This is a genomic window from Occallatibacter sp., assembly GCF_049510455.1.
In the GTDB taxonomy this organism is placed as follows: domain Bacteria; phylum Acidobacteriota; class Terriglobia; order Terriglobales; family Acidobacteriaceae; genus Telmatobacter.
In genome coordinates, this window is sequence record NZ_JBEKYX010000007.1 from 26,261 (window position 1) to 40,086 (window position 13,826).

The 13,826-nt window shown below is 57.8% G+C and carries 10 protein-coding genes; 3 read left to right on the forward strand and 7 right to left on the reverse strand.

Annotated elements, in window-relative coordinates; genetic code table 11:
* The first annotated feature begins 128 nt into the window (after positions 1-128).
* On the forward strand, positions 129-857 hold the full coding sequence (locus tag ABSG47_RS02375) for an OmpA family protein (protein WP_424165885.1): 729 nt from the start codon (positions 129-131) through the stop codon (positions 855-857).
* A gap of 207 nt (positions 858-1,064) precedes the next feature.
* Here the strand turns inward: ABSG47_RS02375 and ABSG47_RS02380 are convergent, their stop codons facing one another.
* The 5 genes from ABSG47_RS02380 to pstC all read right to left on the reverse strand — a co-directional run bounded on the left by ABSG47_RS02380 (position 1,065) and on the right by pstC (position 5,330).
* Complete coding sequence (locus tag ABSG47_RS02380; protein WP_424165887.1) at positions 1,065-1,361, reverse strand: helix-turn-helix domain-containing protein; 297 nt, start codon at positions 1,359-1,361, stop codon at positions 1,065-1,067.
* A gap of 149 nt (positions 1,362-1,510) precedes the next feature.
* The gene (phoU, locus tag ABSG47_RS02385) at positions 1,511-2,233 is read right to left on the reverse strand and encodes a phosphate signaling complex protein PhoU (RefSeq protein ID WP_424165890.1); all 723 of its coding nucleotides are present in this window, start codon (positions 2,231-2,233) and stop codon (positions 1,511-1,513) included.
* The gene (gene pstB / locus ABSG47_RS02390; protein ID WP_424165893.1) at positions 2,230-2,988 is read right to left on the reverse strand and encodes a phosphate ABC transporter ATP-binding protein PstB; all 759 of its coding nucleotides are present in this window, start codon (positions 2,986-2,988) and stop codon (positions 2,230-2,232) included. The genes phoU and pstB overlap by 4 nt, the downstream gene beginning before the upstream one ends.
* Positions 2,989-3,165: 177 nt before the next feature.
* Complete coding sequence (pstA, locus tag ABSG47_RS02395; protein ID WP_424165895.1) at positions 3,166-4,056, reverse strand: phosphate ABC transporter permease PstA; 891 nt, start codon at positions 4,054-4,056, stop codon at positions 3,166-3,168.
* A gap of 164 nt (positions 4,057-4,220) precedes the next feature.
* Positions 4,221-5,330 carry a phosphate ABC transporter permease subunit PstC gene (gene pstC / locus ABSG47_RS02400; RefSeq protein ID WP_424165898.1) on the reverse strand — a complete coding sequence of 370 codons (1,110 nt, stop codon included), beginning with the start codon at positions 5,328-5,330 and terminating at the stop codon, positions 4,221-4,223.
* A gap of 187 nt (positions 5,331-5,517) precedes the next feature.
* On the opposite strand from pstC, the gene ABSG47_RS02405 reads away from it, so the two are divergent.
* A complete protein-coding gene (locus ABSG47_RS02405) occupies positions 5,518-7,995 on the forward strand; it encodes an alpha-L-rhamnosidase-related protein (RefSeq protein ID WP_424165900.1) in 2,478 nt (825 codons plus the stop codon).
* A gap of 29 nt (positions 7,996-8,024) precedes the next feature.
* On the opposite strand, the gene ABSG47_RS02410 is transcribed toward ABSG47_RS02405, so the two are convergent.
* Both ABSG47_RS02410 and ABSG47_RS02415 read right to left on the reverse strand, forming a co-directional pair.
* The gene (locus ABSG47_RS02410; RefSeq protein WP_424165903.1) at positions 8,025-9,800 is read right to left on the reverse strand and encodes a hypothetical protein; all 1,776 of its coding nucleotides are present in this window, start codon (positions 9,798-9,800) and stop codon (positions 8,025-8,027) included.
* Positions 9,793-10,557 carry an ABC transporter ATP-binding protein gene (locus ABSG47_RS02415; protein ID WP_424165905.1) on the reverse strand — a complete coding sequence of 255 codons (765 nt, stop codon included), beginning with the start codon at positions 10,555-10,557 and terminating at the stop codon, positions 9,793-9,795. The genes ABSG47_RS02410 and ABSG47_RS02415 overlap by 8 nt, the downstream gene beginning before the upstream one ends.
* A 679-nt stretch (positions 10,558-11,236) precedes the next feature.
* Here ABSG47_RS02415 and ABSG47_RS02420 point away from each other — a divergent pair.
* Positions 11,237-13,645 carry a lytic transglycosylase domain-containing protein gene (locus ABSG47_RS02420; RefSeq protein WP_424165907.1) on the forward strand — a complete coding sequence of 803 codons (2,409 nt, stop codon included), beginning with the start codon at positions 11,237-11,239 and terminating at the stop codon, positions 13,643-13,645.
* Positions 13,646-13,826: the final 181 nt, after the last annotated feature.

The following is a 13,826-nucleotide window of genomic DNA, read 5'->3' on the forward strand; positions in this document are numbered from 1 at the left end:
AAAATTTCCGTAAACCATTGATTTTTATGAGCTTCCTTAAAATCGTCAGTTTGGCATGGTGCATGCACTAGGTAGGGCGTGCAACAAACCCTGCCGGTGTGCAATCTCACGGCAGCAGGAGGATAAAAATGAATCTTCGGATGGCAACAGGAGCGGCCGCAATCGCATTATTTGCCGTAACAGGGTGCGCCACCAAGAACTGGGTCAATACACAGACGGCGCCTATTGTAGATAAAACGAATAACCTGGAAGACCGCACCGCGGATAACAACCGCAATATTCATGATGTAGACGCGCGTGCCACGACTGGTATTCAGCAGGCACAGAACTCAGCCAACTCCGCTAATCAGAATGCGCAGAACGCGCAGCAGGCATCAGGTCAGGCGGAAACGGCGGCAAACGATGCCGTGCATCGCGCTGATTCGCTCGGTGAGGTCGTGAAGGGCCTCGATAACTATAAGTCGCTCGCGGATGTCTCGGTGAATTTCGGCTTCGACAAGGCCATGCTTACCAAGGACAGCAAAGATCAGTTGGATGGCTTCGCTGCTCAACTCGGCGGCGCCAAAGGCTACATCGTCGAAGTTACCGGCGGAACGGACTCCACCGGCTCCCAGGAATATAACTACGACCTCAGCAACCGTCGCGCAGATGCGGTGGTGCAGTATCTGGCAGCTAAATACAACGTTCCCGCGCACAAGTTTTACCTGATCGGCATCGGCAAGGATCAGGAAGTGGCGCCGAACAATACCGCTGATGGCCGCCATAAGAACCGCCGCGTGGAAATCCGCCTGCTCAGCAACATGGGCGGAGATAACATGCAGCCCCAGCCGGCGCCCAATCCAGGCGGGTCCCGTTAACTTAAAGACCAATCCTCCGAGTTATAAGTACATTACATACATTGAACATTGAGCATTAAACGGAATATACATTAGATCGACTTATACATATTTACTTAAAGATAGATACCTATATATAAATTAAATTACTTTCTTAAATTACATGCAGGGAGAAAGCAAAAAGCCTCGGTCGCCCCCCGAGGCTTTTTGCTGTCCGCGCATAAGTTTCTACTTTGCGGATTTCTTCGCGGGCTGTCTCTTCGCGCTCTTCGCCTTCTTGTCGATGCGGTTCTGCAGTCTCTCTTTGGCTCGCGGGCCGCGCGGCAGTGGCAGAGGCTTTCCTGCAGGCCGGGGAGCAAGTAATTCCATGCCATCCAGCGCATCCAGCGCCCTCAGCACTCGCAGCAGCGTATTCAGCGTGGCCCCGCGCCCTTCTTCCAGGTAGAGCACCGTGCGCACGGAAAGCCCGGCTAGCTCCGCTGTTGTGCGCTGATCGAGATTTCGCAGCAATCGCAGCGCGTTCATGCGCTTTCCGAGCTGCTGTTGAAGTTCCTCAAGAGACTTGGAATTTAGATTGCTCATAAGCGCATGATATTGCGCCCGACGCGGAAAATGCGACAGGAAAATAGGCAGAATTTTGCGTTTTCGCCAGAGCCGATTTCAACAGCCTGTCGCTAACTGACGGAGTCCTTCGCCGCCGGGCTTGCTTCCGTCTTCGCCTGCTGCTTGGCCTGCGGCACGCTCTTGTGGTGGCGCACGTCATCGCCCTGCACCCAGAAGATGACGTCTTCGGCGATATTCGTCGCGTGATCCGCCACTCGCTCCAGGCTTCGCGAAATCATCAGCGCATTCAAGGCCTGCGGGGCAATCGAGCTGTTCTCTTCCATCACCTGCGTCAGCGTTTTGTAGGCCGAGCGGTTCATCGCATCCACAGCGTCATCCATCGTCAGCACAGACCGCGCCATCTCCGCGTCGGCCTCAATAAACGACTGCAGGCTCTTGCGAACCATATCTGAAGCCAGCCGCGCCATTCTCGGAATATCTACAGGCAGTTCCACAAGCGGCATCTGATCCATATTGCATACGCGGTCGATGATCGAATTCGCCGCGTCGCCCACGCGCTCCAGGTCGGCATTGATCTTGATCACGGCAAGAATAAAGCGCAGGTCCTTCGCCATTGGCTGTTCCATGGCCAGCAGGTCCAGCGCGGCCTGGTCAATGTCGCGTTCCATCCGGTTAATCGCCAGCTCGCTGCGCTTCACCAAGTCACAGATGGACAGGTCGCGCGTGCGGTAGGCCTCAATCGCGCGCTGAATCGCCTGCTCCGCGAGGCCCGCCATCACCAGCAGGTTCTCCTTCAAGTCTTCGAGGCTTTGTTGGAACCGTATGCGTGTCATCCGAACCTGCCTGTGATGTAATCCTCGGTGCGCTTATCGCTTGGGTTGGTAAAGATCTTATGCGTCGAATCGAACTCCACCAGCCGTCCGTTCAAAAAGAAGCCTGTCTTCTCCGCCACGCGCGCTGCCTGCTGCATGTTGTGCGTCACAATCACAATCGTGTATTGCGACTTCAGCTCAAAGATCAGGTCCTCGATCTTCGATGTCGAAACCGGATCCAGTGCGCTCGCCGGCTCGTCCATCAGCAACACTTCAGGGTCCACCGCCAGAGCCCGCGCGATGCATAAACGCTGCTGCTGGCCGCCGGAAAGGCTCGCTCCCGACTTCTTCTTCAGATCGTCTTTAACCTCATCCCAAAGCGCCGAATTCTTCAGCGACTTCTCCACAATCTCATCCAGCACGCGCCGGTTGCTGTATCCGTTCAGCTTCAATCCGCTGGCCACATTGTCATATATCGACATGGTTGGAAATGGATTCGGCCTCTGGAACACCATTCCGATCCGCCGCCGGATCTCCACCGGCTTGGCATCGGCATAGATGTCCACATCGCCCACCTTCACCCCGCCCGTCACGCGCGCAATCGGATTGGTCTCATGCATCCGGTTCAAACAGCGGACAAAAGTGCTCTTGCCGCAGCCGGATGGCCCAATGAGCGCCGTTGCATGGTTCGCCGGGATGTGCAGGTTAATGTCCTGCAGCGTGTGGTTCGTCCCGTACCACGCATTCAGATTCGTAACTTCGATTCCAACGCCCACGCGAGCATTTCTCCTTCACAAACAACAAATTCAAACTGGCACAAACAACAAATTCAAACTTGCACAAACAACGAATTCAAACTTGCACAAACAACAAATTCAAACTTGCTTTGTAACAGGGCACGACTTTAGTCGTGCCGATCAAGCGGTTCAAAGAAGAGGGGCTTTAGCCCCTGCTCAACTAGCTCCCTTCAAAACACCGCGGCTGGTCACATACCGCACCAGTGAAACCGACAGCACAATCAGCACAATCAGCACCAGAGCCCCGGCCCATGCCAGCCTGTGCCACTCGTCATACGGCGAAAGCGCGTACTTGTAAATCTGCAGCGGCAGAGCCGCAATGGGCTGGTTTAAATCCAGGCTCCAGTACTCGTTGCCCAGCGCCGTAAAAATCAGCGGAGCCGTCTCGCCCGCCACGCGCGCAAAAGCCAGCATGCAGCCCGTAATAATGCCCGGTGAAGCTGTCTTTACTGTAATCGAAAGTACGCTGCGCCAATTCGGCACGCCCAGGCCCAGCGCAGCTTCGCGCACCGCATGGGGAACCATCAACAGCATCTCTTCCGTCGTCCGGCACACTGTGGGAATCATCATGATTCCCAGCGCAACCCCACCTGCAAAAGCCGAAAAGTGCCCCAGAAACGGCAGCCACGACACCTTCGGCCCCACCAGCAGCGCGTATGCGGCCATACCCATCACAATCGAAGGCACGCCATTCAGCACATCGGCTGTAAACCGAACCGCATTCGCCAGCTTCGTCCCGCGCCCAAACTCCGCCAGGTAGATTCCGCCGCCAATCCCCACCGGCACGCCGATCACTGTTCCCAGCGCCAGCAGCACGGCGGAACCCACAATCGCGTTCGCCATGCCGCCGCCTTCTTCACCCACCGGCTTCGGAATCTTCGTAAAGAAATCCAGGTTCACGCTCGACGCGCCCTTGTAAACCAGGTAGCCAAAGATGGCCATCAGCGGCGCAATCACCAGCAGCGTCGCCAGAATCGCCAGCCCCGTCACAGCGTTATCGGTCGCCGCGCGAATCTTCGATCGAATTGGATTGCCGCTCAGTGGCAAAATCGTTTCTCCGTACCTTTCGGTTTGTAACAGGGCACGACTTCAGTCGTGCCAATCATGCTCCCCAAAAATCGTCGGGCTTTAGCCCCTGTTCAAACCTTCCTGTACCGTGCCCCACCCTTGCGATTTTTTCTATCGCAAGGGTGGTTATTACCACCCAATTCCTAGTGGGCCTCTGCAGGCGCGCCGCGCGTTACAGCCCACACCAGCAGGCGCGCCGCGGCATTCACCAGAATCGTCACAATAAACAGCGCCAGGCCCAGCTCTGTCAGCGCGCTGCGATGCAGGTCGCTGGTCGCCTCGGCATACTCATTTGCAATAACGGAAGCCATCGACGCGCCATTGGCCAGCAGGTTCGTATGAATCTCAGCGGTGTTGCCAATCACCATCGCCACCGCCATCGTCTCGCCCAACGCCCTGCCCAGCCCCAGCATCACGCCGCCCACAATGCCGATCCGCGCATTCCTCAGCACGCCCATGCGGATCATCTCCCACCGCGTCGCGCCCAGCGCCAGCACTGCCTCGCGCTGCGAGTGCGGCACCGCCGTCATCACCTCGCGCGTCAGCGACGAGATAATCGGCAGAATCATGATGGCCAGAATAATCGCGGCAGAAACAAAACCCAGCCCCGTCGGATTGTCATCCGTAAACAGCCCCGTCCATCCCAGCCCCTTTGACAGCCACGGATTCACATGCTCCCGCAGCAGCGGCACCAGGATAAACACCGCCCACAACCCGTAGATCACCGAGGGAATTGCCGCCAGCAGCTCCGTCAAAAACGCCAGCGGAGCACGCAGCATCCTGGGGCACATCTCCGTCAAAAAGATCGCTACGCCAATCGCCAGCGGAACCGCCAGCAGCAGCGCCAGAAAGGACGAAACCAGCGTGCCGTAGAGAAACGGCACCGCGCTGAAGTGCCCGTTCACCGGATCCCAGTAGAGCGGCCGCCCCGTCGCCGGGTCTTTATCGTAGGTGTAAAAGAACCGGAGCCCGAAGTTGTGCCAAACCATGCCCGAGCGGTATATCAGCACAATCGCAATCAGCGCCACAATCGCAAAGATCGAAAAGCCGCACAGAATCATCAGGACGCGGAATCCGCCGTCGGCAACTGCCGAGTTGCCCCGCGAGCGCAGGAAGGCGCGGATCGCCGAGCCAGACTGGTCCCCCGTCTGACCGTCCCCACCCGGCGCTCCGCCCGGCTGTGGCGCTTGCACCTGACCTTTGGCGTTCTTCTGTGGCGGGAACTGAGGCTGGAAAGTGCGTATTTCGGACACTGGAACGGTCACCTTACTTAGGCTACCCGCGAAATGTGAACGCAAGGTTACAGCCCGGCGAAATCAAACGCATAGAACCAGTTATTCATGCACCGTGCCTGCAGCGCAATTGCGCTCCGGGGCGGGTTCTCCGTTAATCTTGATGACGAATTGGGTGGGGGCAAAGATGCGCGCAGCATGGTTGGTCGTGATCGTAACACTCCTGTGGGCAACGGCGGCAAATGGGCCCGCAAACGCGCCCCTAAACGCGCAAGCTACTGCTCAGCCCGACCCGCCAACCCACTCCTGGCACGCCTCCTGGATCACCCATCCCACCGCCCCACTCCGCGAACCCATCGTCCTTCACTTCCGCCGCATGCTCTCATTGCCAACATTTCGCTCCAGTTACATCGTCCGCGTCAGCGCTGACAACCGCTTCATTCTCTACGTCAACGGCAAGCGCATCGGCGACGGCCCAGCCCGCGGCGACCTCACCCACTGGCGCTACGAAACCTTCGATCTCGCACCCTACCTGCACACCGGCGACAACGCCATCACCGCCACCGTCTGGAACTTCGGCGTCTACGCTCCCATCGCTCAAATCTCCGACCGCACCGCCTTCCTTCTCGAAAGCGAAGCCACAGGAGAGCAGTCCATCAGCACCCCTGAAAACTGGCAGGTCGAAATCGAACCCGGCCACATCGCTCTCGACCGCTCCTCTGTTTCTTTCAAGGAGTACATGGCCGCAGGCCCCGGCGAAGAGATCGACGCCTCTAAATATGACTGGACATGGAATGGAGAGCATGTCTCTCGCGGCAGATGGGTGGATGCAGGCGATCCCATGCGCGACAGCATCTATCCCGGCAACAATCACGCCCACTCAGCCGAGACCACAGGCGATAATCCCTGGGGCCTCGTGCCGGATGGTCTTCCGCACATGGAGTACACACAAACCAGTTCCGGAGAAGTCGTCCGCGTATCTTTGGATGACATCAATGTTCCGCCGTCTGAGCCACCTATTCCTCAGAAATCGACATATTTCAGGGATTTCCCAGCTACCTCAGTCTCAATTGGACCTGGAGGCCACGCGCGCATTCTCCTCGACCGCAAAACCCTCACCACCGCCTACCCCCAACTCACCGTCTCTGGCGGCAAAGGCGCAACCATCAAGCTGACTTATACCGAAGCTCTCTACGACAAGAACCGCCACAAAGGTGACCGTGACGCCACAGATTATCGTGGTTCGGATGGACAGATGAATGAACGCCAAGCCCTCGGCCTCACCGACATCTTCCTCCCCGATGGCGGCCAGCACCGCACCTTCGAGCCGCTTTGGTGGCGCACCTGGCGCTATCTCGCGCTCGACATCACCACCGCCGACGAACCCCTCCAGCTCGAATCCCTCAAGGCCTTCTTCACCGCCTACCCCTTCGAGGAAAAGGCCAAGCTCACCACCCCCGACCCCGACCTCGCCAAAATCTGGGAGATAAGCTGGCGCACCGCACGCCTCGATGCCCACGAAACCTACATGGACACGCCCTACTGGGAGCAGCTTCAGTATGTCGGCGACACCCGCATCCAGTCCCTCATCTCCTATACCGTCGCCAACGATGACCGTCTCGGCCGCCAGGCGCTCGAAGCCTTCGACCACTCGCGGCTCCCGGAAGGCATCACCCGCAGCCGCTATCCCAGCTCGCTCCCGCAGAACATCCCCACGTTTTCGCTTCTATATATAGGAATGCTCCATGACTTCTGGATCTACCGCGACGATCCTCACTTCGTTCGCAACCTGCTCCCTGGCACACGCAGCATCCTCGGCTGGTTTCAGCAGCACGAAACAAAAGACGGCCTCCTCGAAAAACTCCCCTGGTGGAGCTTCATCGATTGGGTCTCATCCGGCGAAATTCCCACGTATTCAACTAGCAACGAATCCTGCGCCACCACGCTTGAATATCTTGGCGCATTGAATGACGCCGCCGACCTCGAACAGGCCCTCGGCGACCCAGTCCTTGCAACCCGTGACAAAGACCAGGCCGAAACCGTGCGCCGCAGCATCTACTCGCAGTGCTGGAGCCCAGACCGCAATCTTCTCGCCGATAACCCCGACAAGAAAGTCTTCTCCCAACAGTCCAACGTCCTCGCCGTCCTCTATGACGTCATCCCCAAAGCAGACCAGCAGACCGTCCTGAAAAAAATCCTCACCATCGAACCGGGGACAACTCCCGACGGCATCCTCAGCGCCTCATACTACTTCCGCTTCTACCTCGCCCGCGCCCTCGACCACGCCAACATGGCCGACTCTTACCTCCAGTCACTCGACCCCTGGCGCAAGCTCTTGCCACTCCACTTCAGCACCTGGCCTGAGATCCCCGGCAACACCCGCTCGGACTCGCACGCCTGGACCTCGCACCCCATCTACGATCTCCTCACTCTCGTCGCCGGCATTGAGCCATCAAGTCCCAGCTTCAAAACCGTCCGCATAGCCCCTCACCTCGGCACGCTGCCCACACTGAAAGCCACTTTCCCGCATCCCGAAGGCGAGATCAGCGTCGATTACCAACGCCACGGCGACACCCTCGACGCCACCATTACTCTTCCCGGCAGTCTCACAGGCACTTTCGTCCTCGGCAGCCAGCAAAAGCCTCTTCACCCCGGCCTCAATCACATCAGTGTTTCAGTGCGCTAGGGACCGGGATACAAAAAGAAATCTTCGCACTATATCCGTGCCCTCGGGTTCACGATAAGTCCAAGAGTGATCAGCGGCGGTTCCGGTTTCTCTTCGAAGTAGAGTTCGGCTTTGCGCTCCCGCTCACGGTTCCACAGCCGCAGAGCTATCGTCGCGGCAATTGCCAGCGCGGCCATTACGACAAAGCGCGTAATGCTGATCAGTGCCGGTTGCTCACAGCTTGTCACGAACACCACAATCATCGTCGCGCCGAGAACATATCCCCAAAACACATACTGCATATTCGTCTTGCCCGGCAAAAATGAACAGGTGAAGGGAATCTTGGTAAAACCAATCAAGCTCACTTCGATTGCCAGTAGACCGAAGATCGCCAGCAGCAGCAGATGGCCGGTAACTGCAAGCCAGGGCCGGTAACCAAGCGAGAAGAGCATCGCAACCAGCCAGACCGGAAAAACGGCAAACAGCAGCAATACACGTCGTGTTGCAGCAAGGTAATGCTCCGTGGGCCGCAGTTGTGTCACGCGTAGCATCCAGTTGGCCTTATGTGCGATAGGCAGCGCGAACACACCGCGCATTCCGCCTACGGCCAGCGCCATCATAAGTACTGTGTAAATCAAAAAGCTCTCATCGACTGGCCGTGGTCCGCGTTCTTCCATCCAACTGCGTGCCATGCCCAGTACCAGCCCCAGCACCAGCGCCCAGGAAAAAGCCAACGCAATTCGATGCTGCCGGCTGCGCCCCAGCGTGCGCAGGCTGAAATAGACCAACACCGTTTCCAGCCTGCTGCCGAGTGGAAACTGCCATGTGCGCCCGCTTCTGGAGGGCTCCAGGTCCGGCTGTTCGGCAATGCGCCGCAAGGTGCGGTGATAGGAGGCGATAAGCGCCGCAGCCGCCGAAATAATGGAAAGCGCCAGCGCGCCCCATGCCAGCCGTGCCAACCAACTCATCTCCGGCGGCAACTCACCAGCCACCTGCTTAAGAAGCGCCAGAAACCAGTAACCCGGCCAGCAAGCCACCGTCCAGCGATTTTCCGCAGCCATCATTGCTGTCGGCGAATCGATCTGCCCCAATAGGAAGTATCCGATGGGAAACAAAGCAAAAGCTGCCAGTTGCCCCAGAGCGCTCAAGCGCAGAAAGACCTGCCGCGGCAGAAGAAGTGCTCCCAGACCTTCGACGGCCAGCAGAGTGGAAAAGAGAAAGGCCGCAGCCAATGTAACAGCCAGCCAACAGGCCAGACAGAGCCGCGGACTGTGCAGACCACCCAGTACACCCGGCCATACGAAGTTTGTCGACCAGTTGAGGCAGAGCACCGCCAGTCCCAGCACCGCAGCCGATGAGGCAACCTTTGCGGCCAGAATCGTTCCTGGCCGAACCGGCAGCGGGCCCAGCACCATCACGTCGCGCCGGTCAGGAAACGGCGCGTCCCATAAAAAGACCACCACCAGGCCCGCCGCCAGAAGCATCTTCTCGACGATGCCGTGTTCGGCTGTCCAGCCCATCGTGTAGAGCTCGGCCGGGGTGAAAGGCCCGGAATGCAACAGCACGACGAAAAGTACGCCCAGACTCTGAATCCCACTGATGAAGATCAGAATCCCGGCAAACTGCGCCAGGTATTCGACCATATCGGCTTCGACTGACAACGCCTCCATGTCGAGAATGCGCAGCAGAAATTGTTTGTAAAGGATGCGAAAATCCATGGGCAGCCGCTGTGCCCATCGTCCAAAGATCCGTCTCGGCGCCGCGCGCAGTTGCCGCGAGGTCCAGCTCATCCCATCCGCAAGCGCATTTCCGATCCGGTCATCCATCGATCAATCCCATCATCTGCAGCGCCACGGAGCGCGAATCCTGCTCGACAGCAAGCTCAGAGAAAATCTCTTCAAGTGTGGGCAGCTCCATGAGCCCGCGAAGGCGCGCTATCTCGTCATTGGCCACTAGGCGGCCTTTGTGCACAATCACTACACGCGCGCTGATGCGCTCGACTGTGTCGAGCTCATGTGAGCTGAACAGCACGACCTTGCCGCGCGCCGCGAGTTCCTGGATAAGCTCCCGCAGCACCAGTGCTGAAGCCACGTCAAGGCCGCTAAATGGCTCATCGAGCAACAACAGATCGGGATTGTGCAGCAGCGCGGCAATCAGGAGTATTTTTTGCCGCATGCCCTTCGAATAACCCTGGATTGAAGCGTGCCGGTCGCCGTGGAGTGAGAAGAGGTGAAGGAGCCCTTCAATGCGCTCCTGGCCCTGGTTTCGCGGAAGATCGCGCAGCTCAGAGACCATGGTCAGATACTCGGCCCCTGACAGATGGTGGTAGAGGTATGGCTCCTCCGGTACATAGCCCATGCGCCGCTTAAAAGCAATCAGATCGGCGAGGATCGGAATGCCGTCGAAAAAAATCTCGCCGAAGGTGGGTTCGAGCAGGCCGGTGATCATCTTCATGGTGGTCGATTTGCCCGAGCCGTTCGGCCCCAGGTAGCCGGTCACCTCCCCGGCCAGCGCCGCGAACGAGACATCGTCCACGGCCGGGATGCCGGAATAGTGTTTTGAAACATGACGCAGTTCCAGCATGATGATTCACCTTGAAGATTCCGATTCCTCCATCCTATGTAGCATTCTATATATATTCCCGTCAAGCAGTATGCTACATAGGGATACCGTGGCGGGGATGGCTTTTCAGTCTACTGTCATCCGTTACCTGCCCCATTACTTTGGTCCATTGCCCTTTCGTACCGTCTAGCCTCTTCAGAAAGTTTGCACGCAATTAACCCCATTTGTGCTTTACTCATAATCAGCAGAGAAATGGGACGGCCCGAATCCACCTGGATTCGGGCCGTCGTCGTTATGGGTGGGGGAGGGGATCCCTCCCCCACCCCTTTTCACTGTGCCAGTGAACCCTGCCGTCGAGGGTATCTATGGTTTTTAGCTTTTATACCTATAACCCTATGTCCCTTGTCCCTGTTCCCTTGTCCCTCAGAACTGGGTAGCGTAGCTGCACAGTTCTGCAATGAAGATCGCATAAAGATTTCTCTCAGGAGTGTGGAACCTTCCACAACCCCAACAAAAAACATCACTTCGGAAAGAGGTCTGCACAGGATAACTCGCTCAATTCCACTCTGAAACCAAAATTCAACCGCTGCAAATCAGCGCTCCAGTTTGAAACATTGGTTCCAAATCCACACTTTCTACCACTTCGCAGCCTCAAATCCGTAATCTCCGCTTCCCGTCCGCTTAGAGTGGATATATGAGAGTGCAGAACTCCCCAACCTCTCTCTTGATTCTGAGCCGTTTCGCTGGCCCGCTGATTCTGGCCGCGGCTCTGGTCGCATCCGTGTCACCCGCGTTGTACGCGGCATCCAGCCAGAGCACCACTGACACCAAAAGCAGCAGCTCAAGCAAGAATTCAACAGCCGCCAAAAAGAAGAAGAAGACACCGGCCACCGCAGCACACAAATCCGGAAGCACTACAGCGCGGCCCAGCACAGTTCGCAAATCCGGGCGTAAAACCACCAGAACCGCCCGCTCCACCGCCCAGACAGCCCGCATCCACCAGGCCTTTGTCGCTTCAAGTGAACTGCGGCCCATGGCGCAGCAGCTCATCACGCTGCGTACTCCTTCTGCCTACGCCGGCGTGGCAAATTACGCCCACAGCCACACCGGCGACGCCGCCGGAGCCGCGTATCTTGCGCTAGGCTTTGCGTACCAGCAGGACAGACGCTATTCGGATGCGGCCTCCGCGCTGCGCCAGGCAAAACAGTCCAGCGACGTGCTGGCCGACTACTCCGACTACCTGGGCGCCATGAACGAACACGTCTCCGGCAACGACTCCGGCGCTGAAACGCTCATCAAGGGCTTTGCCGGCCGCTATCCGGATTCAATCTTCGTCGCTGCATCGGCTGATCTCGAAGCCAATATCCTTCTCAACCTGGGTGACAGTGCTGGCGCAGAGCGCGCACTGCAGAACGCGGGAGACGCCGCCCATGAAAGACCATCTTTCGAGCTGACGCAGGCAAAGATCGACTCAGCGCAGGGCAGGGAAGCTGATGCCATTGCCGTTTACAAGCACCTTCTGCTGCATCATCCGCTGAGCCAGGAGGCCGAGCAGGCACGCGCCAAACTTACCGCCGCCGGCGCGGAAACCAGCCTTACCAGCGCTGAACTTCGCAGTCTGGGCGACGCATATTACAACGCAGGCAAGTATGCATTGGCAGGCGATCAGTACCGCGCACTGGCTCGCAACGCCACACTCGATGCCAACACTCGCAACGGTTTCTCCGTGGCGGCCGCGGCCTGCGATTGGAAGCTCAAACGGCTCACAGACGCTCAGGCCCGCGCACTGCCCGACACCAATGACGATAGCGGCGCGCGCAGGCTCTACCTTCTCATGGAGCTTGCCCGCGACCATCAGAATGAAACCGGCCAGCAGCAACTGGTGGAGGAACTAAAGCAGCGCTTTCCGCAGAGCCAATGGCTGGCGGAAGCTCTCTTTTCGAGCGGCAACATGTACCTGCTCAAAAAGGATTATGCGAGCGCCGCGAGCTACTATGGTTACCTTGCCGCGCACTTTCCGGCCGGCAAAAACGCCTCTGCTGCCCACTGGCGCGCTGGATGGCTCAACTATCGTCAGGGCCTTTATGCGGACGCAGCAAAGATCTTCGACGATCAGATTCGACTCTTCCCCAACTCGCCCGATACCTCCGCAGCGCTCTACTGGCGTGGACGCCTGTATGAGATGGAGGATCGTAAACCGGCTCTTGCCGTCGCCAATTACAAGGCTGTGGTGCGCACATATCAGCACTTTTTTTACGCGCAGATGGCCCGCCAGCGCCTGGTCGTGCTCGGCCAGGTGCAGGCCGTTTCGCTTCCGCAACTCGATGCCTTCCAGGCGCCTGTGATTCCCCACCTTGATGAGGCCGCTCCGCCAGACAGTCCGCATATTGCCAAGGCGCGCCTGGTGGCAAATGCCGGCCTGAACGAATATGTGTCGCAGGAGATTGCTGCCGATCCCGACTCCTCCGGCTGGAGCGCGCTGGCCGAAGCGCAGATATATGCTTCCTTCGGTGAGACGTTCCGCGCCATGCGTGCGTTGAAGCGTGCAATTCCCTATGCGGCTTCAGCGCCCATCAAATCGATTCCGCTGGCTTACTGGAGGATTCTCTTTCCGGAAGCGTGGTGGGAGACGATCAAGACCGAGTCCGCCAAGAACAGTCTCGATCCGTATCTTGTCGCTTCGCTCATACGCCAGGAGTCGGAGTTTAATCCTTCCGTTGTCTCTTATATGAATGCTTACGGACTCATGCAGGTCGAGCCATCCGAAGGCAAAAGCCTCGCCCGTCAGGAAGGAGTCTCCGGCTTTCAGTCCTTCCAGCTTCTCAACCCAGAGATGAATATCCGCCTTGGCTGTCGCTATCTTAAGCAGCTTCTTGACCGCTTTGGCGGTGTGGAGGAATATGCGCTGGCAGCCTACAATGCGGGCGAGTCGCGCGTGGTGGACTGGCAGGCCGCAGGTCCTTATCACGGCATGGATGAATTCGTGGAATCTATCCCGTTTACGCAGACTCGTGAGTACGTGCAGGCTATAGAACGCAACAAGGAAATGTATCGCTCCATTGACACTGCTGCCACAGCCGGTGCGCGGGGCGAGCCCGCAGCACAATAACCATTAAGCACAATAACCACTAAAGTGTTATTACCACATTGGCACTCCGGTACCCTGCTAGCCAACGAATATGCGCGATTCAAGTTGACTCATAATGCGTCCAACAGCAAAACTGTTTTCGACTCAGAGCGTCCAACTACTTTGAGCCGTAGCCTTCGTAACTGCTTCTGCAAGACAACAG

What these genes read in the sequence shown, in the direction of transcription:
- ABSG47_RS02375 (WP_424165885.1), top strand. Translation starts at nt 129, where the DNA reads ATGAATCTTCGGATGGCAACAGGAGCGGCCGCAATCGCATTATTTGCC.
- ABSG47_RS02380 (WP_424165887.1), bottom strand. Translation starts at nt 1,361, where the DNA reads ATGAACGCGCTGCGATTGCTGCGAAATCTCGATCAGCGCACAACAGCG.
- phoU (WP_424165890.1), bottom strand. Translation starts at nt 2,233, where the DNA reads ATGACACGCATACGGTTCCAACAAAGCCTCGAAGACTTGAAGGAGAAC.
- ABSG47_RS02410 (WP_424165903.1), bottom strand. Translation starts at nt 9,800, where the DNA reads ATGGATGACCGGATCGGAAATGCGCTTGCGGATGGGATGAGCTGGACC.
- ABSG47_RS02415 (WP_424165905.1), bottom strand. Translation starts at nt 10,557, where the DNA reads ATGCTGGAACTGCGTCATGTTTCAAAACACTATTCCGGCATCCCGGCC.